The sequence below is a fragment of the Streptomyces sp. NBC_01216 genome (assembly GCF_035994945.1).
Lineage (GTDB): Bacteria > Actinomycetota > Actinomycetes > Streptomycetales > Streptomycetaceae > Streptomyces.
The window spans coordinates 4,993,653-5,016,336 of the sequence record NZ_CP108677.1 but is presented as its reverse complement, the minus strand read 5'-3'; the positions used below and the strand labels follow the sequence as shown (position 1 = coordinate 5,016,336).

The 22,684-nt window shown below is 72.1% G+C and carries 22 protein-coding genes; 3 read left to right on the top strand and 19 right to left on the bottom strand.

Annotated features, from left to right (window positions below; genetic code table 11):
• Nucleotides 1-4: 4 nt before the first annotated feature.
• Entirely contained in the window at nucleotides 5-1,381 is a 1,377-nt protein-coding gene (locus tag OG393_RS22335; protein ID WP_327376454.1) for an FAD-dependent oxidoreductase, read from the top strand.
• 198 nt (nucleotides 1,382-1,579) lie between these two features.
• On the opposite strand, the gene OG393_RS22330 is transcribed toward OG393_RS22335, so the two are convergent.
• Together OG393_RS22330 and leuA are read right to left on the bottom strand one after the other, a co-directional pair.
• Nucleotides 1,580-2,272 (bottom strand): TerB family tellurite resistance protein, encoded by a 693-nt coding sequence (locus OG393_RS22330; protein WP_327376453.1) that lies wholly within the window; start codon nucleotides 2,270-2,272, stop codon nucleotides 1,580-1,582.
• Between the two features lie 445 nt (nucleotides 2,273-2,717).
• Entirely contained in the window at nucleotides 2,718-4,484 is a 1,767-nt protein-coding gene (leuA, locus tag OG393_RS22325) for a 2-isopropylmalate synthase (protein ID WP_327376452.1), read from the bottom strand.
• A gap of 291 nt (nucleotides 4,485-4,775) precedes the next feature.
• Here leuA and OG393_RS22320 point away from each other — a divergent pair, with 291 nt between their 5' ends.
• Both OG393_RS22320 and OG393_RS22315 read left to right on the top strand, forming a co-directional pair.
• Entirely contained in the window at nucleotides 4,776-5,846 is a 1,071-nt protein-coding gene (locus OG393_RS22320) for a M4 family metallopeptidase (RefSeq protein WP_327376451.1), read from the top strand.
• Between the two features lie 24 nt (nucleotides 5,847-5,870).
• Nucleotides 5,871-6,134 carry a protealysin inhibitor emfourin gene (locus OG393_RS22315; RefSeq protein ID WP_327376450.1) on the top strand — a complete coding sequence of 88 codons (264 nt, stop codon included), beginning with the start codon at nucleotides 5,871-5,873 and terminating at the stop codon, nucleotides 6,132-6,134.
• A gap of 30 nt (nucleotides 6,135-6,164) precedes the next feature.
• Here OG393_RS22315 and era read toward each other — a convergent pair whose 3' ends face one another.
• The 17 genes from era to OG393_RS22230 all read right to left on the bottom strand — a co-directional run bounded on the left by era (nucleotide 6,165) and on the right by OG393_RS22230 (nucleotide 22,671).
• The gene (gene era, locus OG393_RS22310; protein WP_327376449.1) at nucleotides 6,165-7,106 is read right to left on the bottom strand and encodes a GTPase Era; all 942 of its coding nucleotides are present in this window, start codon (nucleotides 7,104-7,106) and stop codon (nucleotides 6,165-6,167) included.
• A gap of 49 nt (nucleotides 7,107-7,155) precedes the next feature.
• Nucleotides 7,156-8,100 carry a WxL protein peptidoglycan domain-containing protein gene (locus tag OG393_RS22305; RefSeq protein WP_327376448.1) on the bottom strand — a complete coding sequence of 315 codons (945 nt, stop codon included), beginning with the start codon at nucleotides 8,098-8,100 and terminating at the stop codon, nucleotides 7,156-7,158.
• A gap of 68 nt (nucleotides 8,101-8,168) precedes the next feature.
• Nucleotides 8,169-9,506 (bottom strand): beta-xylosidase, encoded by a 1,338-nt coding sequence (locus tag OG393_RS22300; protein ID WP_327376447.1) that lies wholly within the window; start codon nucleotides 9,504-9,506, stop codon nucleotides 8,169-8,171.
• Nucleotides 9,507-9,886: 380 nt separating this feature from the next.
• A complete protein-coding gene (locus tag OG393_RS22295; RefSeq protein WP_327376446.1) occupies nucleotides 9,887-10,249 on the bottom strand; it encodes a cytidine deaminase in 363 nt (120 codons plus the stop codon).
• 27 nt (nucleotides 10,250-10,276) lie between these two features.
• Nucleotides 10,277-11,011, bottom strand: a complete 735-nt coding sequence (locus OG393_RS22290) for a hypothetical protein (protein WP_327376445.1) — start codon at nucleotides 11,009-11,011, stop codon at nucleotides 10,277-10,279.
• 211 nt (nucleotides 11,012-11,222) lie between these two features.
• Nucleotides 11,223-11,576 (bottom strand): MmcQ/YjbR family DNA-binding protein, encoded by a 354-nt coding sequence (locus OG393_RS22285; protein WP_327376444.1) that lies wholly within the window; start codon nucleotides 11,574-11,576, stop codon nucleotides 11,223-11,225.
• Complete coding sequence (locus OG393_RS22280; RefSeq protein WP_327376443.1) at nucleotides 11,573-12,865, bottom strand: hemolysin family protein; 1,293 nt, start codon at nucleotides 12,863-12,865, stop codon at nucleotides 11,573-11,575. Before OG393_RS22280 ends, OG393_RS22285 begins: the two co-directional genes overlap by 4 nt.
• Nucleotides 12,866-12,872: 7 nt before the next feature.
• The gene (gene ybeY, locus OG393_RS22275; RefSeq protein WP_327376442.1) at nucleotides 12,873-13,370 is read right to left on the bottom strand and encodes an rRNA maturation RNase YbeY; all 498 of its coding nucleotides are present in this window, start codon (nucleotides 13,368-13,370) and stop codon (nucleotides 12,873-12,875) included.
• Between the two features lie 12 nt (nucleotides 13,371-13,382).
• The gene (locus OG393_RS22270) at nucleotides 13,383-14,405 is read right to left on the bottom strand and encodes a PhoH family protein (RefSeq protein WP_327376441.1); all 1,023 of its coding nucleotides are present in this window, start codon (nucleotides 14,403-14,405) and stop codon (nucleotides 13,383-13,385) included.
• A gap of 122 nt (nucleotides 14,406-14,527) precedes the next feature.
• Entirely contained in the window at nucleotides 14,528-15,640 is a 1,113-nt protein-coding gene (locus OG393_RS22265) for a carbohydrate kinase family protein (RefSeq protein WP_327376440.1), read from the bottom strand.
• A 142-nt stretch (nucleotides 15,641-15,782) separates the two neighbouring features.
• Nucleotides 15,783-16,790 (bottom strand): adenosine deaminase, encoded by a 1,008-nt coding sequence (locus OG393_RS22260; protein WP_327376439.1) that lies wholly within the window; start codon nucleotides 16,788-16,790, stop codon nucleotides 15,783-15,785.
• A gap of 11 nt (nucleotides 16,791-16,801) precedes the next feature.
• Nucleotides 16,802-17,704 (bottom strand): ribonuclease Z, encoded by a 903-nt coding sequence (locus OG393_RS22255; protein WP_327376437.1) that lies wholly within the window; start codon nucleotides 17,702-17,704, stop codon nucleotides 16,802-16,804.
• 29 nt (nucleotides 17,705-17,733) lie between these two features.
• Nucleotides 17,734-18,093: a histidine triad nucleotide-binding protein gene (locus OG393_RS22250; RefSeq protein WP_327376436.1), complete on the bottom strand. Its 360-nt coding sequence runs from the start codon at nucleotides 18,091-18,093 to the stop codon at nucleotides 17,734-17,736.
• Nucleotides 18,094-18,158: 65 nt separating this feature from the next.
• Nucleotides 18,159-19,229, bottom strand: a complete 1,071-nt coding sequence (locus tag OG393_RS22245; protein ID WP_327376435.1) for a tetratricopeptide repeat protein — start codon at nucleotides 19,227-19,229, stop codon at nucleotides 18,159-18,161.
• Nucleotides 19,230-19,323: 94 nt separating this feature from the next.
• Nucleotides 19,324-20,646: an ATP-binding protein gene (locus OG393_RS22240; RefSeq protein WP_327376434.1), complete on the bottom strand. Its 1,323-nt coding sequence runs from the start codon at nucleotides 20,644-20,646 to the stop codon at nucleotides 19,324-19,326.
• A 184-nt stretch (nucleotides 20,647-20,830) separates the two neighbouring features.
• Nucleotides 20,831-21,595, bottom strand: coding sequence for a 16S rRNA (uracil(1498)-N(3))-methyltransferase (locus OG393_RS22235; protein WP_327376433.1), 765 nt, complete (start codon nucleotides 21,593-21,595; stop codon nucleotides 20,831-20,833).
• Complete coding sequence (locus tag OG393_RS22230) at nucleotides 21,592-22,671, bottom strand: nitronate monooxygenase (RefSeq protein WP_327376432.1); 1,080 nt, start codon at nucleotides 22,669-22,671, stop codon at nucleotides 21,592-21,594. The genes OG393_RS22235 and OG393_RS22230 overlap by 4 nt, the downstream gene beginning before the upstream one ends.
• Between the last annotated feature and the right edge of the window lie 13 nt (nucleotides 22,672-22,684).

Below are 22,684 nucleotides of genomic sequence, written 5' to 3'. Positions count from 1 at the left end.
TGACATGCCCCGCCCCCTCCGGGTCGCGATCGTCGGCGCCGGCCCCGCCGGGATCTACGCCGCTGACGCGCTGCTGAAGTCCGAGGCCGCCGCCGAGCCGGGCGTGTCCATCGACCTCTTCGAGCGGATGCCGGCGCCGTTCGGTCTGATCCGTTACGGCGTCGCCCCCGACCACCCCCGGATCAAGGGCATCGTCACCGCGCTGCACCAGGTGCTCGACAAGCCCCAGGTGCGACTCTTCGGCAACGTCGACTACGGCACCGACGTCCACCTGGACGACCTGCGAGCCTTCTACGACGCCGTCGTCTTCTCCACCGGCGCCATGGCCGACCGTACGCTGCGGATCCCAGGCGTCGAGCTCGACGGCTCGTACGGCGCGGCCGACTTCGCCTCCTGGTACGACGGACACCCGGACGTGCCGCGCACCTGGCCGCTGGAGGCCGAGAAGGTCGCCGTGCTCGGCGTCGGCAACGTGGCCCTCGACATCGCCCGCATCCTCGCCAAGACCGCGGACGAGCTGCTGCCGACCGAGATCCCGCCGAACGTCCAGGCCGGCCTGCGGGCGAACAAGGCGGTCGAGATCCACGTCTTCGGACGCCGCGGCCCCGCTCAGGCGAAGTTCAGCCCCATGGAACTGCGCGAGCTGGACCACTCGCCGAACATCGAGGTCATCGTCAACCCCGAGGACATCGACTACGACGAGGGCTCGATCGCCGAGCGCCGCAAGAACAAGCAGACCGACATGGTCGCCAAGACCCTGGAGAACTGGGCGATCCGCGACGTCGGCGAGCGCCCGCACAAGCTCTTCCTGCACTTCTTCGAGTCCCCCGTCGAGATCCTCGGCGCGGACGGCAGGGTCGTCGGCCTGCGCACCGAGCGCACCGAGCTCGACGGCACGGGCAACGTCACCGGCACGGGCACCACGACCGACTGGGACGTCCAGGCTGTCTACCGGGCCGTCGGCTACCTCTCCGACGAACTGCCCAAGCTCCCCTGGGACACCGCCTCCGGAACCGTCCCGGACGAGGGCGGCCGGGTCGTCGAGGAGGGCGGCGCGCCCATGCCGTCCACCTACGTGACCGGCTGGATCCGGCGCGGCCCGGTCGGCCTCATCGGCCACACCAAGGGCGACGCCAACGAGACGGTGGGCAACCTGCTCGACGACTTCGCGAACGGCAGGCTGCTCACCCCGGAGAACCCGGAGACCGACGCCGTCGTGGCGTTCCTGGAAGGCCGGGGCGTCACGTACACCACGTGGGAGGGCTGGTACGCCCTGGACGCCGCAGAGAAGGCGCTGGGCGAGGCGGAGGGGCGCGAGCGGGTGAAGATCGTCGAGCGCGAGGACATGCTGCGCGCGAGCGACGCGGTCACCCCGCGGTAGACACCGGCGCGGTGTGTGACGGACCGGGTCCGGCGCACGGACGAGTAGCCCGCGCCGGCCGGTCCGGTCCCGTCGTGACGGGCCCGGGAGGCGGCCCCTGACGCCATCGGTGCGCGCGTCCACGCGGAAGGCTCCCGTCCCCGGTGTCTCGCCGCACGCGCGTCGGCGCCCGGCCTCCCCGGAGGGCGGGCGCGGGTGCTACAGCAGCGTCCTCGCGCTGGCGAGCAGCCGTGCCGTGTCGTCGGCGCACAGCGCCAGCGCGTTACCGACGGTGCTCAGTACGTCCCGCTCGGCGGGACTGTAGGCGCCGTCCGCGAGTGCGATCCGGGCCCCCTGGAGCAGGATCGCCTCGCGCCCGGACGCGGCCAGATGCGGGGAGAGCGGCTCCAGCGCCTCGTGGAGTTCGATCGCCAGCGCCGCGCCCCCGCCGCCGACATCCGGCAGGAAGCGGCCCGTGTCGGCCTCCAGGGCCTCCACCAGGTCGGTGAGCTGCGTGCCGGTGCACTCGGCGAATCCGGCCGCGCGCACCGCGGCGACGGCGGTGTCCACGGCAGTATGGGAGGATGCTCCACCCGCCGCGAGGACCGCGAGGGCGACCGTGTGAACGGCGTCGCGCAGCATCGCGGAGAAGCGGCTCGTCGTCGGATGGTCGAGCACTTCGGTGCCGAAGTGGGTGTGGCAGGCGGCGCACTCGACGACCGGCCCGGCCTGTCCGCGCGGAAGGACCGGAACACCCAGGACGGTGAAGCGGCGCCGGCCGGTGCGACGGCGGTAGTTGCGGTCACCACCGCACTCCTCGCAGAAGAACTCGCCGTCCGCGACGGTGTTCCAGGAAGTGCGAATACCGCAAACGCCCAGCTTTCTCCTGCGTGAGCCTCGGGCAGCCTGCACGTCGCACCTCCTCCACGGTCCGGCAGCACTGCCGGCGTTGGCGTGATGTTAGCCACATCCATGATGTGGCGTCAGCACCCCGTCAGCAGAACGCGACCGACTTGGCCGAGACACGACACCCGTGGATCACCCGCCGGACGGGCCCGCAAGCAGGTCAGGAGGTACGGACAAGGGGCGGCGCGCCGCGGGGCGCCGAGGCCGCGTCCGGTGGCGACGGGCGGGAAGGAATTCCGGTGGAAGGCCGCGCAGACGCACCCCGGAGCCCGCCGCCGCGCCGCACGCGACGGCCCGCGGTTCCCCTCCGTTCCACGGCAGCGGTCACCAGCCGCCGGACACCGCAACCCCGCCGGCGGCGGCAGGCGGACAGCGGCACGGCGGAAGGGACGGCCCAGGGACGGCCACGGCCCCGCACTCCGGGGAGTGCGGGGCCGCGAAAGGGGGTGTGTCAGCGCGCGGCGCGGTTGACCGCCGAGACGACGGCCTTCAGCGAGGCGCGGGTGGTGTTGGCGTCGATGCCGATGCCCCACAGCACCTTGCCGTCGATGGCGCACTCGATGTACGAGGCGGCCTGCGCGGAGGCGCCCTCGCTCATCGTGTGCTCCTGGTAGTCCAGCAGCCGGGCGTCCACGCCGATCGCCTGCAGAGCGGCGAAGAAGGCCGAGATCGGACCGTTCCCGGAGCCCGTCAGGACGGTGTCGACGCCGTCCACGACCGCCTCTACGGTCAGCGTGTCGGTGCCGTCCGTGTCGGAGGTGGTCTGGCCGGAGCGCAGCTGGATACGACCCCAGCGGTCGGTGGCGCTGTCCGGGTTGGGCAGGTACTCGTCGCGGAAGACCGACCAGATCGCGGCCGGCGTGACCTCGCCGCCCTCGGCGTCCGTCTTCTGCTGGATGATCTTCGAGAACTCGATCTGCATCCGCCGTGGCAGGTCCAGCTTGTGGTCGTTCTTCAGGACGTACGCGATGCCGCCCTTGCCGGACTGCGAGTTGACCCGGATCACGGCCTCGTAGGAGCGGCCCACGTCCTTCGGGTCGATGGGCAGGTAGGGCACCGCCCACTCGATCTCGTCCACGGTCTTGCCCGCCGCGGCGGCGTCGGCCTCCCTGGCGTCGAAGCCCTTCTTGATGGCGTCCTGGTGGGAGCCGGAGAAGGCGGTGTAGACCAGGTCGCCCGCGTAGGGGTGACGCGGGTGGACCTCCATCTGGTTGCAGTACTCGGAGGTGCGACGGATCTCGTCGATCTGCGAGAAGTCGATCTGCGGGTCGACGCCCTGGGAGAACAGGTTCATGCCCAGGGTCACCAGGTCGACGTTGCCGGTGCGCTCACCCTGGCCGAACAGGCAGCCCTCGACACGGTCGGCGCCGGCCATGATCGCCAGCTCGGCGGCGGCCACCGCCGTCCCCCGGTCGTTGTGCGGGTGGACGGACAGGCAGACGTACGCGCGACGGGTCAGCTTCCGGGACATCCACTCGAAGCGGTCCGCGTGCGTGGACGGAGTCGAGCGCTCCACGGTGGCGGGCAGGTTCAGGATGATCTCGCGCCCCTCCTCGGGCTGCCAGACGTCACAGACCGCCTCGCAGACCTCCAGGGCGAAGTCCAGCTCCGTGTCGGTGAAGATCTCCGGGCTGTACTGGTAGCCGAAGACGGTCTCGTCGCCCAGCAGCTTGTCCGCGTACTCCATCACCAGCCTCGTGCCGTCCACGGCGATCTGCTTGATCTGCTCCTTCGAGCCGCGGAAGACGACCCGACGGAAGGTCGGGGCGGTGGCGTTGTACAGGTGGACGGTGGCGCGCTTGGCTCCGACCAGGGACTCCACGGTCCGCTCGATCAGGTCCTCGCGAGCCTGTGTCAGTACCGAGATGGTGACGTCGTCCGGGATGGCGCCGTCTTCGATGATGGAGCGCACGAAGGCGAAGTCGGTGTCGCCGGAGGACGGGAAGCCGACCTCGATCTCCTTGTAGCCCATGCGCACCAGCAGGTCGAACATCTCGCGCTTGCGGGCCGGGGACATCGGGTCGATCAGTGCCTGGTTGCCGTCGCGCAGGTCCGTGGAGAGCCAGCGGGGGGCCTTGGTGATGCGCTGCTCGGGCCAGGTGCGATCGGGGATGTGCACGGCTTCGTATCGGCCGTACTTGTGGATCGGCATACCGGACGGCTTCTGCGTCCGGGTGGCGTTGGTGACGGGCGTCGGGCGGCCGACAGGCTGAGACATCGCGCAGGGCTCCTCGGGTCCAGCGGGGGGACGGCCGACTGTCGAACGCAACACCAGGTCCCGCGGGGAGGGGGTCGGCCTACGACTACAGGCCCTCGCCGCGGCAGCTAAGGAGAAGCAGCCCGAAACGCATGATGTGCCGCAGCCTAGCCCAGGACGCCGGAGACGGACGTCCCGTTTCAGTATGCGGGACAGCGGTGGCGTCAAGGACGAAGGGTGACGCATCACTCTATTTCGCGGATCATGGTCGCCCCTGGTGACACCGACGTGACGCAGTGCCACATTCATCGCATGACCTCCCCCACGCACCGCCTTCCGGGCCACCCCGTCTTCTGCACGATCGTGCCGCCGCACCTCCTGGAACACCTGGCGCGGTCCGGCAATCCGGCGGTCGCGGCCGCCGCCCGGCGCACCCTGGTCGCCGACGCGGCGGCCCGTACGGCGCGCACGGTGCCTTCCGGCGCCACCGGGACGGCCGCCGGGCCGCCGGAGCCCGCCCGCCCTCGCCGCACCGTGTACGACGCCCGGCAAGGCACCGACCTGCCCGGCACCGAGGTGCGGGCCGAAGGCCAGGAGGCCACCGGCGACGCCACCGTGAACCGCGCGTACGCGGGGCTCGGCGCCACCTTCGACCTCTTCCTGAAGGCCTTCGGCCGCGACTCGATCGACGGCGTGGGCCTCCCGTTGCGCGCGACCGTCCACTACGACCGGGACTACGCCAACGCCTTCTGGAACGGCGAGCAGATGGTCTTCGGGGACGGCGACGACGAGATCTTCCTCGACTTCACCCTTCCGGTGGACGTCATCGGTCACGAACTGGCGCACGGCTTCACCCAGTACACCGCCGACCTGGAGTACTTCAGCCAGTCCGGCGCGCTCAACGAATCCGTCTCGGACGTGTTCGGCTCGCTGGTGAAGCAGTACACCCTGGGCCAGACCGCGGACCAGGCGGACTGGCTGATCGGCCAGGGCCTGTTCCACCCGGACGTGGAGGGGACCGCCCTGCGGTCGATGAAGGCCCCGGGGACGGCCTACGACGACGACGTCCTCGGCAAGGACCCCCAGCCGGGTCACATGGACGACTACGTCCGCACCGGCCGCGACAACGGCGGGGTGCACATCAACTCCGGCATCCCGAACCACGCCTTCTACCTGGCGGCGACCGAGCTCGGCGGGAAGGCGTGGGAGCGGGCGGGACAGGTCTGGTACGACGTGATGACCGGCGGCACCCTGCGGCCCGAGACGCGGTTCTCCGAGTTCGCCGCCGCGACCTGCGCCGCGGCACGGGCCCGCTACGGCGACGGGAAGGAGATCCAGGCCGTGCTGAAGGCATGGTCCGCGGTCGGTGTCCCCACGGACTGAACCGCCGGCTGGTAGACAGGGCGCATGCGGATTCGAGTGCGGCGCACGGGTGGCTTCGCGGGGATCGAACGGCAGGCCGAGGTGGACACCTCGGACCTGCCGGACGCCGGGGACTGGCACGGCCTGGCGGCCGCGGTCCTGGAAGAGGGTGACGACGAGGGACGAGGGGTACCGGACGGCTTCCGGTACGAGATCACCGTGGACGGTCGGACGGTCCGCTGCGGCGACCCGCGTCTGACCCCGGCCCAGCGGTCGCTGATCACACGCGTGCTGAAGGAGGGCGCCTGACCCCTCCCCCGACGGCCCTCCGGCCCGGCACTAGAAGCCGAGCTTCCGCAGCTGCTTGGGGTCGCGCTGCCAGTCCTTGGCGACCTTGACGTGCAGGTCCAGGAAGACCGGCGTCCCGAGAAGCGCCTCGATGTGCTTGCGGGACTTCATGCCGACCTCCTTCAGTCGCTTGCCCTTGGGGCCGATGATGATGCCCTTCTGGCTGGGGCGCTCGATGTAGACGTTGGCGTGGATGTCGAGCAGCGGCTTGTCGGCGGGCCGGTCCTCGCGCGGGATCATCTCTTCGACGACCACGGCGATCGAGTGCGGCAGCTCGTCGCGGACGCCCTCCAGCGCGGCCTCGCGGATCAGCTCGGCCACCATGACCTGCTCCGGTTCGTCCGTGAGGTCGCCCTCCGGATAGAGCGGCGGGGACTCCGGTAGCAGCGGGATCAGCAGATCGGCGACCAGCTCGACCTGCTGATTGCCGACGGCCGAGACCGGGACGATCTGCTGCCACTCGAAGCCCAGCTCCTTGCCGAGCCGGTCGATGGCGATGAGCTGCTCGGCGAGCGTCTTGGAGTCGACCAGGTCGGTCTTCGTGACGATCGCGACCTTCGGGGTCTTCTTGATCCCGGCGAGTTCCTTGGCGATGAAGCGGTCGCCCGGACCGAGCTTCTGGTCGGCGGGCAGGCAGAAGCCGATCACGTCGACCTCGGCCCAGGTGGTGCGCACCACGTCGTTGAGCCGCTCGCCGAGCAGGGTCCGCGGCTTGTGGAGGCCGGGCGTGTCGACCAGGATCAGCTGCGCGTCCGGGCGGTGCACGATGCCCCGGACAGTGTGCCGGGTGGTCTGCGGCCGGTTGGAGGTGATCGCCACCTTCTGGCCGACCAGAGCGTTCGTGAGAGTGGACTTGCCCGCGTTGGGGCGGCCGACGAAGCAGGCGAAGCCGGCCCGGTGGACGGCTTCGGAATCTTGGTTACGAGCGCTCATGAGGGCCATTCTCCCCGATGCGGGACGGCCTCACGTACCCAGTGCGTCCTCAGCGCCCCGCGGCGGCCCTGCGACGCCGCACCCGGAGCCCCGCCAGACCCGTGACCGCCCCGAGGACCACGACCGCGACGGCCGACCACGGCAGCGCGAGGAAGGACACCCGGCCGGACTCCCGTACGTTCTCGGCCGTCGCCGTCAGGGTCACGTCACCCCAGTCGAACTGCGGCGACCCCGCCCAGCGCGCGGTGAGCCTGATCTTCTGCCGGGGCAGCAGCTCGGAAGGTACCCGCGTGAGCTCGCGGTCGAGGAGCGTCCGGCCGAGGAGCCCCTCCGCCCGGAGGGCGACCTTCGGACGGAGCGTGACGTTGCCGCGGTTGTGCAGGGTGTACGAGACGACGGCGCTGCTCTCGCCGGTGCCGGGTACGAGCGGGCGGTCCTGGGAGAGGGTGACGTCCTCGACGCCCAGGGCGGGCACGGCCGGCCCGTCGACCCGGAGGTAGACCCGCGCCGCGACGGCCCGCCGCACGCCGACGGCGACGGCGCCGGACCCGCCGCCCTCCACTCGCTCGTCGAGGGCGACGACGGCGCCGGGGTGGTCTCCGGGTTCGGCGTCGGAGGGGACGGCGAGGGTGTACGGCACGGTCACGGAGGTGTGCGGGGACACGGTCACCCGCGTGCGGTCCGGGGTGATCCAGGCGCCGGCGCCGGTCTGCTTCTCCTCGCGTCCGCGGACGGCGAAGCCGCCGTCCCGCTCGGTGTTGTAGGCGTCGGCTCCGTAGATCAGGAAGGTGCGGGGGGCGTCCGTCCGGTTGGCGACGGTGACCTGGTCCGTCACGGTCGTGCCGGGATCGGCGGACAGGTAGAAGTAGGGGCGGCTGCCGAGTTCGGAGGCCACCGGATAGACGGCCCACTCGCCGTTGTCGGCGGCGGACGCCGAGTGCGCTCCGAGCAGCAGCGAGGCGGCGGCGAGGACGAGGGCGGACAGCTTGCGCACGGTGCGGAGTCCCTGGGGTCGGGGCGGGCCGACCGGGTGCGCGCCCGGCCCGCCGTGGGTGTCGGGGGTCAGCTCAGGGTCAGCGTGAGGACGCCCGCGTACGTGCCCGGAGCGGTGAACGCCGGGACATCGAGGGAGACCGTGGCGTCGACGGTGAACTCGCCGCCGGTGACGGTGCCGTTCGGGGTCGAGGCGAGGGTCGCCCCGCCGCTGCCCACGGTCCCGGCCGAGCCGGGGGCGCAGGTGCTGGGGCTGCCCGCCTTGGTCGCGCAGACGGGCGTCCAGCCGAGCCGGCCCGCGTCGATGGAGCCGCCGGGTCCGGTGAAGTCGGTGACCTTGCCGGTCAGGGACCAGCCCGCGGGGCCGCCGCGGAAGTCCTTCACCGTCACCGTCTTCAGGTCGCCGGTCGCCGCGCCGCCCTGTCCGAAGTCGACGGACGACAGCTCCACCGCGTCCCCGGCCTGGGTCATGGACAGTTCGCCCGCTCGGACGGCCGCCGTCAGCTTCTGGCTGCCGGGCGGCTGCGGGGTGTCGTCGACGACGGTGTACGCGACCGGTCCGGCGCCCTTCTCCGGGTCCCAGGCCGTGCCCTCGTACGCCACGACACCGGTGGTCGCCTTGTCGCCTACCGTGAGGCGTGCGGTGAATCCTCCCTGACTGTCGGTCGTGACGGTCATCCGGTCCGTGGTCTCCGCGGCGCCGGAGCGGCCGGCGACGGTCACCTCGGCGAGCGGGGTGAACTTCGCGCCGGTGACGGTGACCTGGACGCCCGGTGCGCCGGAGGCCGAGCCGAGCGAGATGTTCCGCTCGTTGGCGCCCGGCTGCGGGCTCGCCGTGACGGTCTCGGAGACCGGTGCGGGCGGGTCGGTGACCGTGCACGGGGTGTCCAGCTCCATCAGGTAGCTGGTGTGGATGTTGTAGTCGCCGGGCGACAGGGTGATCGCACCGGGCGCGGTGACCGTGAACGTGCCGGTCATCGAGAACGGCGGGAAGGCGCCCTTGCCCGGGACCGGATCGTTCTTCTTGGGCCCGACGACGGTGACCGCGCCCGACTGGGCGCCACCGAGGGCGACCTTGCCGCTCGGCGTCATGATGTCGGCGGGCAGGGCCAGGTCGACCGGGTTGGAGGCGGCCGGCTTGGTGACCTCGTAGGTGACGGTGACCGTGTCGCCGACCTTGGGTGTGGGTTTGTCCACGGTGATCCGTGCCGTCGTGGTGCCGTCGATGGGCGGGATGCCCGCGATCGGCGGCGGAACGCAGTGCGTGGGGAAGTCCACGGCCTGCGACGCGGTCGTCACCGCGCCGGCCGGGCCGGCCAGTGCGGTGACGGCGGCGGTCGCGAGGACGGCGACGCCGAGGACGGCCGTCCGGCGCCGTCTTCGCGGCAAGGTTCGGAACAGTGCCATGTGTGCCCCTCCTGAGGGATGAGAGGGCGCCATTGACGGCCGCGCGTCAAAAGAAGTCAATGGCATCCAAATCCACCGACTGATGACCCATCAGATACTGTCAAGATCGCCAAACCGGCGGCATCCCACCAGGTCGGCGCAGGTACCGGTGACGCTGAGGGCGACGCCACTCCGGTCGCCTGTGTGGATCCACGCCGGCACGCCCGGCGGGCAGCGGCACCCTGCCGCGCCCCCCTGCCCCGGAGCGCATCGGCCGGAAAGGCGTCCCCCGGTGGCGTCGGGACACTCGCGTCGCGTCTCACGGCCGCGTCGGAGGCCGAACGCGCCGAAGGGCCCGGAAGGATGCTCCGGGCCCTTCGGCGGTGACTCACCCGAGGACCTCAGCCCGCGGTGACCGCCGCGCGCAGCGTGCCGTCGGGACCGGCGAGCAGCACCGGGGTCCGCGGGCCGCCGAGGTCCCGGACGGCCGCCCGGTCCGCGTCCGAGGCGGCGTCGGCGTCCGAGACGACGGCCGCGGCCTCCAACGACCGGGCGCCACTGGCCACGGCCATCGCGACCGCGGTCTGGAGTGCGCTGAGCCGGAGCGATTCCAGGGCCACGGTCCCCGCCACATAGGTGCGGCCGGTCTCGTCCCGTACCGCCGCCCCCTCGGGCACACCGTTGCGGGCGCGGGCGCTGCGCGCCAGCGTGATGATCTTGAGGTCCTCGGTGCCGAGGTCACCGTGGTCGCTGCTGAGTGTCATGCCCCGAGCATAGGTCGGGGCGCCGGGTCAGCTCTGCGCGCCCTTGGCGAACTTCTCGACGGCGAGCTTGGCGAGGCCGTCGAAGTCCTTGTGTCCGGAGGCGTTGGCGGGAGTGTGGGAGAAGCGGGTCAGTCCGGTGCCCTGGGAGGCGACCAGCATGTTCGACTCCACGGTGATGCCGACGTCCTTGATCTTCATCTTCAGCCGGAAGGCGTGGGCCTCCTCGGCGCCCTGCGGGGCGGTCAGCTTCTGCAGGGTGACGTCCATCTTCATGCCCTGCATCTCGGCACCGAACCCGGCGCAGGCGTCGACGGCGGTGCCGACCGACTTCACGAGGTCCGCGGCGCCGGTGCCCGGGAAGGTCGCGACCTGCTGGCCGATCAGGGACTCGGTGCCGGCGGTCTCGTAGTCGACCGAGGCGCCGGTCGTGGCGCCGGCGATCTCGTCCGCGAGCAGCGTGGCCAGCGGCGCGCACTCGGGCTTGTCGGCCTTGTAGACGGTGCCGTCCGACTCCGACGTGCTCGCCTTCCAGCCGGACGGGAGGTCCGTCAGCGCCAGCGCGCCGGCCTTCATCTGGGCTTCCGTCAGAGGCGCGGCGGCGGGAGCGGACTCCGTGGCCTTCGCGGAGGCGGCCGGTGTGCCGGCGCTCTTCTCGTCGCCGCTCTTCGCGTCGCTGTCACCGGACCCGCCGCAGGCCGCGGTCAGGGCGAGAGAGGAGACGGCGAGAACGGCGGCCACGCCGTGGCGTATGCGGGTGCGCATGCTGAAGAGCCCCTTGAAATGAGGAGATGAAGGTCTCGGCCCCGGAGCGGGCCAAGCCTCGTGGAGGATATACGGCACCGGTGACAGCGCATGATCGCCCCTTGAACGGCAGGCGACGATCGTCCGCCCGGGACCGGACACCCCGTCCGTCAGCCGAGCGAGCCCGCCGACGGTGCGCCAGTACGACGGGGCGAGATCGCCTGACGCGGCGCTAGGGACGGTCGAGGCGGAGCCGGACGGCCTTCGGGAGACCTGCGACGACCAGGTCGTAGGAGTCCTCGACGAGCTCCCGGACCATCCGGTCCGGGAGCTCTCCGGCCGTCACCGTGTTCCAGTGGCGTTTGTTCATGTGATAGCCGGGGGCGACGGCCGGGTACTCCTCCCGGAGCCGTACCGCCTCCTCCGGATCGCACTTGAGGTTGACCCGCAGCGGCTCCGCGTCGAGCGCGCAGAGCGCGAACATCTTCCCGGCGACCTTGAAGACCGAGGTCTCCGGGGTGAAAGGGAATTCCTCCGTCACGTCCTCGAAGCCCAGGCAGAAGGCGCGCAGCTGCTCCGGCGTCATTCCGGTTCTCCCTCCGGTTCGGGTTCCACGAGCACCGTCACGATCTTGTTGCGGCGGCCGGCGGGGGACTCTGCCGTCATGCGCAGCGAGCGGCCGTCCGGCAGCTCCACGACGGAGGAGGCACCGGCGATCGGCACGCGGCCGAGCGCCTTGGCGAGCAGGCCCCCGACGGTCTCCACGTCCTCGTCGTCGTACTCGTCCGGGCCCAGGCCGTACAGCTCGCCGAGGTCTCCGATGTCGAGCCGGGCGGTGACCCGGTAGCGGTCCTCGCCCAGGTCCTGGACGGGCGGGAGCTCGCGGTCGTACTCGTCGGTGATCTCGCCGACGATCTCCTCCAGGATGTCCTCGATGGTGACGATCCCGGCCGTGCCGCCGTATTCGTCGATGACGACGGCGACGTGGTTGCGCTCCTGCTGCATCTCGCGCAGCAGATCGCCCGCGTTCTTGGTGTCCGGGACGAAGGCAGCCGACCGCATCGCCGTGGAGACGAGGTCCGCCTCGGCGTCCCGGTTGATGTGGGTCTTGCGTGCCAGGTCCTTCAGGTAGACGATGCCGACGATGTCGTCCTCGTTCTCACCGGTGACCGGGATCCGGGAGAAGCCGGACCGCAGTGCCAGAGTGAGCGCCTGACGGATCGTCTTGTACCGCTCGATGCAGACCAGGTCGGTGCGGGGCACCATGACCTCGCGGACCAGGGTGTCGCCGAGCTCGAAGACGGAGTGCACCATGCGGCGCTCCTCGTCCTCGATCAGGGACTCCTGTTCGGCCAGGTCGACCATCGCGCGCAGTTCGGCCTCCGAGGCGAAAGGGCCCTTGCGGAAGCCCTTGCCGGGCGTGAGCGCGTTGCCGATGAGGATGAGGAGCTGCGGGATCGGGCCCATGATCCTGGCCAGGGGCAGCAGGACGTAGGCGGCGACGGTCGCCGTGTTCAGGGGGTGCTGGCGGCCGATGGTGCGCGGCGAGACGCCGACGGCGACGTAGCTGACGAGCACCATCACCACGATCGCGACGAGGAGCGCCTCCCAGGTCTCGGGAAACGCCTCCAGGCACGCGTACGTGACGAGGACTCCGGCCGCCATCTCGCAGGAGACGCGCACGAGCAGCGCCATGTTGAGATAGCGGGTGGGGTCGGCGGAGACCTGGGCCAGTTTCTCGGCCCCGCGCCGCCCCGACCGGACGGCCTCGGCGGCGCGGAAGGTGGAGACGCGGGCGAGTCCGGCCTCGGCGCAGGCGGCGAGCCAGGCCACGACGACGAGGGCGACGGCGCCGAGGATCAGCGATGCGTCCATCGGTGGCTCAGGAGACGGTGGGCGCCGGGGACGGGCCGGTCAGGCCCTTGTCCGCGCGCCAGCCGTCGACGATGGCCGCCTGAAGGCCGAACATCTCGGCCTTCTCGTCGGACTCCTCGTGGTCGTAGCCGAGCAGGTGGAGCACGCCGTGGACGGTGAGGAGCTGGAGCTCCTCGTCCATGGAGTGCTGTGTGGGGGCGTCCTTGCCCTGCTGGGTGGCGACCTCGGGGCAGAGCACGATGTCGCCGAGGAGCCCCTGCGGGGGCTCCTCGGAGTCCTTCGTCGGCGGGCGGAGCTCGTCCATCGGGAAGGACATGACGTCCGTCGGACCCGGCAGGTCCATCCACTGGATGTGGAGCTGTTCCATCGCGTCGGCGTCCACGACGATCACCGACAGTTCGGAGAGGGGATGGATGCGCATCCGGGCGAGCGCGTAGCGGGCGACGTCGAGGATCGCCTGCTCGTCGACCTCGGTACCGGACTCGTTGTTGACGTCGATCGACATGGTGCTGGTGTGCTACTTCCCGTTGCGGCTGTCGTACTGCTCGTACGCGTCGACGATACGGCCGACGAGCTTGTGCCGGACGACATCCTGCGACGTGAGCGTCGAGAAGTGGACGTCCCGCACCCCGTCGAGGATGTCGCGGACCTGTCGCAGACCGCTCTTCGTGCCGCCGGGCAGGTCGACCTGGGTGACATCGCCGGTGATGACGATCTTCGAGTCGAAACCGAGGCGGGTGAGGAACATCTTCATCTGCTCGGGGTTCGTGTTCTGCGCCTCGTCGAGGATGATGAACGCGTCGTTGAGCGTGCGGCCCCGCATGTAGGCCAGCGGCGCGACCTCGATCGTGCCCGAGGCCATCAGCTTCGGGATCGAGTCGGGGTCGAGCATGTCGTGCAGGGCGTCGTAGAGCGGCCGCAGGTAGGGATCGATCTTCTCGTAGAGCGTGCCGGGCAGGAAACCGAGCCGCTCGCCCGCCTCGACGGCGGGTCGGGTCAGGATGATCCGGGTGACCTGCTTGGACTGCAGGGCCTGGACCGCCTTGGCCATGGCCAGGTACGTCTTGCCGGTGCCGGCGGGGCCGATGCCGAAGACGATGGTGTGCTTGTCGATCGCGTCGACGTAGCGCTTCTGGTTCAGGGTCTTGGGGCGGATGGTCCGGCCGCGGCTGGAGAGGATGTTCTGCGTGAGCACCTCGGCCGGGGTCTCCTGGCCGACCTCGGCCTTGCCGTTCTCGCTCGCCCGGAGCATGGCGATCGAGCGTTCCACTGCGTCCTCCGTCATCGGCTGCCCGGTGCGGAGCACCAGCATCATCTCGTCGAAAAGGCGCTGGATGAGTGCGACCTCCGCCGCCTCGCCCACCGCGCTGACCTGGTTGCCACGGACATGGATGTCGGCTTCCGGGAACGCCTTCTCGATCACGCGGAGCAAAGCGTCACCGGAACCGAGGACCGTCACCATCGGGTGCTTGGCGGGGACGGTGAAGTGGGCACGGGCCTCGCCCGTGGCGCCGTTGCGGTCTGTGGGTGTCTGAGTCATGGGCCGGCACTGTGGCCTGCGCATACCTCCCGCTGCGGGGTTCTCGCTGCTCGATAACCTCTCGGCCTCCCAGCCTACGACTTGCCGCCGACAAGACCGAAGTGTTTTCCCGGTCCGGGTGCTCAGGCCCCGCGGCGGAAGCCGATGGTCGGCACCGCGCGGCGCAGCGGCCAGGGGCGGGCGGGCGCCGGCAGGAGGCGTTCCAGGAAGGCGTAGCGGCCGCGGAGGGCCTCGGGGTCCTGGCAGGCGTGGCCCTGGACGTGCTGCCACCAGGCGGCGACCTCGCCCCAGGTCGGCGCGGACAGGGAGCCTCCGAACTCCTGTACCGAGAGGGCGGCGGTCAGACCGGCGAAGGCGAGCCGGTCGGCGAGCGGCCAGCCCGCGAGGGTGCCGGTGACGAACCCGGCAACGAAGACGTCGCCGGCTCCGGTCGGGTCGAGCGCGGAGACCTCGATGGCGGGGACCTCCGCCGTCTCGCCGGTGGCGCCGTCGACGGCGTAGGCGCCGTCGGCGCCGAGCGTGACCACCGCGTAGCGGACCTTGTCGGCGAGGGCGCGGGCGGCGGCCCGCGGACAGTCGGTGCGGGTGTACCGCATGGCCTCCTGCGCGTTGGGCAGGAAAGCCTCGCAGTGTTCCAGGTCGGTGAGCCCGGCCAGGTCCCAGCGTCCGGTGTCGTCCCAGCCGACGTCGGCGAAGACCCTGGCGCCGCCGCGGGCCGCCTGGGCGACCCACTCCTCGCCCCGCCCGGGTGCCAGGGAGGCGACCGCGGCACGGGCGTGCGGCGGGTAGGCGGGCAGCGCTCCGTCCAGGGGCGGGGCCTCGTGGCCGTGGGAGACCATCGTGCGCTCGCCCTCGTAGGCCATGGAGACGGTGACCGGGGAGTGCCAGCCGGGCACGGTCCGGGAGAGGGAAAGGTCGATCCCCTCGCCCTGCTCCAGGGCGTCCCAGCAGTACTCGCCGTAGTGGTCGTCGCCGAAGGCGGCGGCGAGCGAGGTCCGCAGGCCGAGGCGGGCCAGGGCGGTGGCCATGTTGGCCACGCCGCCGGGGCTGGAGCCCATCCCCCGGGCCCAGGACTCGGTCCCGCGGACGGGCGCGCTGTCCAGGCCGGTGAAGACGATGTCGAGGAAGACCGTGCCGGTGAGGAAGACGTCGCAGTCGGGGTCGGTCGGCTCACGCAGGCACACCAGGGGGTCGACTCCGGCGTCGCGTTGCTGGTCTCCCTCTGGTGTGGTCACGGCAGGCTCCCGAACATGGTGCGGTTCTGCCCAGTGTGCCCGATGGGGGCCGGGTGGCGGCGGTGACGCCGCGAGGCGGTCCGCCGGACGGATCGGGCGGGGAGCCGGCGGGGCGGCTGCGCACCCCGGCCCGTGACGGGGCTTATCCGGCGGCGTCGAAGTCGTACGCCTCGACCTCGGCGAGGTAACGCGCCCTGCGCTCCTCGTCGTCGTCGAGGAAGGACGCCTCGAAGGAGTTGCGGGCCAGTGTCCGCAGCCGTTCGCGGTCCAGGCCGAGCGCGTCCCGCACCGCGTCGAAGTTGTCACCCACGTAGCCGCCGAAGTACGCGGGGTCGTCGGAGTTCACCGTCACCATCAGACCGGCCTCCATCATCGCGGACAGCGGGTGGTCCTCCAGGACGTCGACCGCCCGCAGGCGCACGTTCGACAGCGGGCAGAGCGTCAGCGGCACCCGTTCCCGGACGAGCCGCGCCACGAGTCCCGGGTCCTCCACGCACCGCAGTCCGTGGTCGACGCGCTCCACGCCCAGGACGTCCAGCGCCTCCCGGATGTAGGCCGGTGGCCCCTCCTCGCCCGCGTGGGCGACCTTGCGCAGCCCGAGCTCCCCGGCCGCCGCGTACACCTCCCGGAACTTCGACGGCGGGTGCCCGGCCTCCGCCGAGTCCAGGCCGACGCCGGTGATCCGGTGCAGGTACGGCTTCGCGGCCTCCAGGGTCGCCAGTGCCGACTCGGCGGACTCGTCGCGCAGGAAGCACATGATCAGCCGGGTGGAGACCCCGTGGCGCTCCTCGGCCCGGTCCAGTGCGTCGGCCAGGCCCTCGACGACCGTCCCGATCGCCACCCCCCGGGCCGTGTGGGCCTGCGGGTCGAAGAAGACCTCGGCGTGCCGCACGCCCTGAGCCGCCGCGCGCGCCAGATAGGCGTCGGCGAGTTCGCCGAAGTCGTCCGCCGTGCGCAGGACGGCCATCAGCGCGTAGTACAGGTCGAGGAAGGACTGGAGGTCGCCGAACCGGTACGCCGCGCGCAGCGCCTCGGTGTCGGCGTAGGGCAGCGTCACGCCGTTGCGTGCGGCGAGCGTGAAGGCCAGCTCGGGTTCGAGGGTGCCCTCGATGTGGAGGTGGAGTTCGGCTTTGGGCAGGGGGAGGTGCACGGGTGTGTCGTCTATCTCTTGGGGAGGGGGACCCGCATCAGGTCCTGGGCGGTGCTCAGTTCTCCCTCGAATCCGGCCGCGCGGGCCTGGCGGGTGAAGGCGTCCGGATCGTGGTATCGCTGCGAGAAATGGGTGAGGACGAGGTGCCGCACCCCCGCCTCCCGCGCGACCGCACCTGCCTGACCTGCCGTCAGGTGCCCGTGGTCGGTGGCGAGACGGACGTCCTCGTCGAGGAAGGTCGACTCGATGACGAGCATGTCGGCGCGCTCCGCGAGGGCGTACACCCCGTCGCAGAGCCGGGTGTCCATGACGAAGGCGAAACGCTGTCCGCGGCGGACCTCGCTGACCTCGTCGAGGGTGACCCCGTCGAGGACGCCCTCGCGCCGGAGCCGTCCGACGTCCGGGCCATGGATGCCGTGCGCGGCGAGGCGGGCCGGCAGCAGGCGGCGGCCGTCGGGCTCGACGAGCCGGTAGCCGTAGGACTCGACGGGGTGGGAGAGCCGGCACGCGTCGAGGGTGTACGCGTCGGTGACGGCGAGCGGGCCGTCGGCACGGACCGGGGCCTCGGTCAGCGCCACGGTCTCTCGGTAGGCGGTGGCGTACCTCAGCCGCTCGAAGAAGTGCTGCCCGCTCGCCGGGTAGTGGACGCCCACCGGGTGCGGCACCTGGTCGAGGTTGATCCGCTGGATCACTCCGGCGAGGCCCAGCGAGTGGTCGCCGTGGAAGTGGGTGACGCAGATCCGGTCGATGTCGTGGGCGGCGACGCCGGCCCGCAGCATCTGGCGCTGGGTGCCCTCGCCGGGGTCGAAGAGCAGGCCCTGCCCGTCCCAGCGCAGCAGATAGCCGTTGTGGTTGCGGTGCCGGGTCGGGACCTGGCTGGCGGTCCCGAGCACGACGAGCTCGCGTACGGACACGGCGAGGCTCCTCTCGTGCGTGCGGGCGGCTATCCGGGGGGCCAGTTGAGTCCGCGCCCGCCGAGGACGTGGGCGTGCGCGTGGAAGACGGTCTGTCCGGCGCCGGAACCGGTGTTGAAGACGACCCGGAAGCCACTGCCGTCGACCTTCTCCTGGGCGGCGACCTCGCCCGCCTCGCGCAGCACGTCGGCGGCGACCTCCGGGGCGGCGGCCGCGAGGGACGCGGCGTCGGGGTAGTGGACGCGCGGGATGACGAGCACGTGCGTGGGCGCCTGCGGATTGATGTCCCGGAAGGCGAGCGTGGTCTCCGTCTCACGCACGATCGTCGCCGGCACCTCCCCTTCGACGATCTTGCAGAACAGGCAGTCGCTGTGCGGCTCTCCGGCCATGGCCCGGGCCTCCTCGCGTCGATGATCGATACATCCGCATCGTATCGGCCGGACCCCGGGCCGGCTCAGGGCCGGGGTGCGCGCCGCCGCAGGGCCGAGCGGCTCACCCAGTAGGTGATCACCACACCCCAGAACAGCGGGTAGGCGAGAGCCGTGACGGGCTCGACCCGCCACAACACCAGGGCCAGCAACGACTGGAGACCGAGGAGTCCGACCGCCGCCGCCATCGCGAGGACCGGTCGGCAGCCGCGCGCCACCAGAAGCAGCGGACGCCGCAGCCGGGCCGGCACGCGACGGCTCAGCAGCAGCGCCCAGCCTCCCCAGCCGCAGACGAGCACGGCCACGGCGATCAGGCTGGGGACGAGCGCGTCCCGGCCGGCGGCCCCTCCACGCAGAGAGGCCGAGCCGAAGGTGGCCGCGACGCAGCCGAGCAGGGCCACCCAGCGCGCCCCGGCGGCGGTGTTCCAGGCCATGGTCTCCAGGTTGTAGCGGGCCTGGCGGTCGTTCATGTCGAGGGCCGCGGACTCGACGAAACCCTCGGCGGCCTTCGTCCACGCCCCACGCCGGAACCAGCGGCGGCGCAGGTGCAGCAGGGAGAGGTTGTTGTGGGCCTCGCTGCTCTCCGGGTCGAGCCGCAGCGCCGTCTCGTACGCCTGTTGGGCGACCCGGTGGTCGCCCGTGCGCTGGGCGGTGAGTCCCACCAGGAAGTGCGCGTCGCTCTCCTCGGGAGCCAGGGCCACGGCGGTCCGGGCCGCCTCGTAGGCGGCGCGCCTGCGCTCGATCCGGCTGGACCGGTCGAGGACGGTGCCGAGGGCGTAGTGGCTGCCCCAGTAGTGCGGGGCCAGTTCGACGGAGTGCCGGGCGGCGGCCTCGGCTTCCTCGTACCGCCGGAGCGACAGCAGGACATGGGTGCGCATCAGCCAGGCCGTGAGGGCTTCGGGTGCGGCGCGCAACGCCCGCTCGACGCTCTCGAGGGCCTCCTCATCCCGGCCGAGGCGCTGCTGGCAGCGGGCGAGCAGCACGAGTGCCTCGGCGTCCTCCGGGTCCTGCGCCAGGTGCCCTGCGGCGAGTTCGGCGGCCTGCTCGTACCGGCCTACGTCGAAGAGGGCGTCGGCGCGTTCCAGTGACGGGCTCATCGGACCGTGCCCCCGTCGCCCGCGGTGCCGGGCGGACGCGGCGTCCGGATCCGGCGGTGGCGGGCCCGGACGCGGGAGCCCCGGGCGTGGCCGGTCACAGCTTGCGCTTCTTCTTCAGATAGGCGACCAGGTCGTCGTAGGTGCCGCCGTCGTTGGCGAACATCGCGACGTTGCGCGCCGAGGCGAACCAGGACTCGCTGGACGGTTTGATCTGCTTCGCCGCGCCCAGCAGGTCCTTCATGCCGATCATCCGTACGGTGCCGGTGCGAGCGGAGTCGAGGAGCGCCGACTCGGCGGCCGTCTCGCACAGATGGGCGAGGTCGGCGCCGGAGAACTCGTCGGTGGCCTTGACGAGTCTGCCCAGGTCGACGGATTCGATGGGACGGCCGCGCAGGTGGTAGCGGAGGATCGCGTCCCGGGCCGCGGCGTCGGGCGGCAGCACCAGGAGGGTGCGGTCGAGCCGGCCGGGACGGCGCAGGGCGAGGTCCACGTCCCAGGGGACGTTGGTGGCGGCCAGCACGAAGACCCCCTCGTTGCCGGCGCTGTGGATGCCGTCCAGTTCGGTGAGGAGCTGGTTGACGACGTTGCGCAGACCGCTGTGGTGGGTACGGGAACGCTTGGCGCCGAGGGCGTCCAGCTCGTCGAGGAAGACCACGCAGGGCGCCTGACGGCGGGCGGTCTCGAAGATGTCGTGGACGTTCTTCTCGGACGTGCCGATGTACATGTCGAGGATGTCGGAGAGCGAGACCGACATGAAGTTCGCGCCGAGTTCGCCGGCGACGGCGCGGGCGATGAAGGTCTTGCCGCAGCCGGGCGGGCCGTACAGGAGCAGTCCGCCGCGCAGCGACTTGCCGTAGAGCCTGCGGAGTTCGGGGTTGCGCATGGGAGCGAGGAAGGCGGCCTCCAGGCGCTCCTTCACCTCCCGCATGCCGCCGACGTCGGCGAGACGGACGGCTCCCGGCGCGTCGACGTCCCAGGCGGGCGCGTCCCCGGGGTCGCCGCCGCCGTCGGCCGTCAGGGGCGGCTCCGGTTCGTCACCGGTGACGAACCGGGGGCCGACGAGGTCCCCGATCTCCTGCTCGGCCGCCGCCCAGTCGAAGGCGGGGGGATCGGCCGGGGGTTCGGCTCGGGACGCGGTGGGGGGCTCGTCCCGCGGCGCCACCGGCGGGGTGGGGCCCTGCGCCGGAGGCGGCGCGGCCGGCGGGGTGGGGGGCAGCCCCATCGCACGGACCATCAGGGTCCGGGCCGCCTCGTCGCCCGGCGCGTGCTGGAGGGCGACGGCCGCTTCCGTGACGGCCTCGTCTCCACGCCCCTCCGCGAGGAGCAGTTCGGCGAAGTGCAGCCGTAGGGGGACGTCGTCCGGGGCGGCGGCGACGGCGGCGCGCAGACTGCGGATGAGAGGGGACTCGTCGGGCATGCGGCCAGCCTAAGGAGCGGCCCACCCCTCCCGTCCACCGGGTTCCGGGGATCCGGTGGCGGAGGGCGGTGATCCGGGCCGCCGGAGGACCCGAAGAGGCCGGCGAGGACCGGCGCGGGCGTGGCGGCCGGATCGGCGCACCGCCGACGACGGCCGGTCCGGGACGCCGGCGGCGCCCCGGAGGTCAGTGGTCCGAGGGGACCGTCCCGCTCCAGCGGCCGGTGCGGCCCAGGAGCAGCGCCGTCGCCGCCGTGCCCGCGGTGGAGGTCCGCAGCACGCTGGGGCCCAGGCGGTACGGCTTCGCGCCGGCCGCTTCGAAGACGGCGAGCTCCTCCGGGGAGACGCCGCCCTCGGGCCCCACCACCAGCACGATCCCGCCCGTCACGGGGAGTCGCGCGTCGGCCAGCGCGTCACTGGGGTGGTCGCGGTCCTCGTGGAGCACCGCGGCGAAGTCGGCTTCCGCGAGGAGGGCCGCTGCCTGCTTGGTGCTCATCGCGTCGGCGACCTCGGGGAAACGGGTGCGGCGCGACTGTTTGCCCGCCTCGCGTGCCGTGGCCCGCCACTTCGCGAGGGCCTTCAGACCGCGCTCGCCCCGCCACTGGGTGACGCAGCGGGACGCCGCCCACGGCACGATCGCGTCGACGCCCGTCTCCGTCATGATCTCGACGGCGAGCTCCCCCCGGTCGCCCTTGGGCAGCGCCTGGACCACGGTGATGCGGGGCGTGGGTTCGGGGTCGTCGTGGACCGCCCGCACGTCCACGGTCAGCCGGTCCTTGCCCTCGGCTGAGGCGACCACGCACCCGGCCCAGGCTCCGCGCCCGTCGGTCAGGACCAGCTCCTCCCCCGCCCGCAGGCGCTTCACGGAGACGGCGTGGCGGCCCTCGGGACCGTCCAGGACATAGCGGCCGGCGCCGGGTACGGCGTCGACGACGAAGACGGGTGCGGTCATGAGGCGCTCCTGTGGGCCAGCCCGGCGGAGGTGGTGTCGAGTTCGGAGGCCAGCACCTCGACGAGCCGGCCGGCCGGCAGGTCCCGGGCGAGCCGGTGCCCCTGCCCGGCCCACAGGGCCATGCCCTGCGCGTCGCCCGCGGTGGCGGCGGCCTTCCGCAGCGGGGCGGTGAGGTGATGCACCTCGGGATAGGCGGCGGGGGCGTAGGGCCCGTGCTCGCGCATGAAGCGGTTGACGAGCCCGCGCGCCGGGCGCCCGGAGAAGGCCCGCGTCAGCTCGGTGCGGCAGAACAGCGGATTGGTCATGGCCTGCTTGTGCAGGGGATGGGCCGCCGACTCGGGGCACACCAGGAACGCGGTGCCGAGCTGGGCCGCGTCCGCACCGGCGGCCAGGACGGCGGCGATCTGCGCCCCGCGCATCAGCCCACCGCTCGCGATGATCGGCAGCCGCACGGTCTCGCGCACCTGGGTCACGAGCGCCAGCAGGCCGGTTCCGGCGGACAGCGCGATGTCCGGGTCGTCGCGGTGGCTGCCCCGGTGCCCGCCGGCCTCGTCGCCCTGGACGCAGACCGCGTCGGCGCCGGCGCGCTGCGCGGTGCCGGCCTCCTCGGCCGAGGTCACCGTGACGATCGTGAACGTACCGGCGCGGGCGAAGGCGTTCAGGGTGTCCCGGGAGGGGCAGCCGAAGGTGAAGGAGACGACCGGCACCGGGTCGTCCAGGAGGATCGCCAGCTTGGAGTCGTAGCCGTCGTCGCGTCCGCTGTCCGGGTCGCCGAGCTCGGTCTCGTACCAGGTGGCCTCCCCCGCGAGCTGGTGCCGGTACATCTCGACGGCGGCGGGGTCCGCGGCCTGTGCGCTCCGGGGCATGAACAGGTTCACGCCGAACGGGCGCGAGGTCAGCCCGCGGACCTGCTTGATCTCCTGGTACATGCCGCCGGCCGTCTTGTAGCCGCCGGCCAGGAATCCCAGGCCGCCGGCCTCGCAAACGGCTCCGACCAGCTGCGGACAGGAGGCGCCACCCGCCATGGGGGCCTGCACGATCGGGTGACGACAGAGATCGCTCAGTGCGGTGGACATGCATGCATCGTGT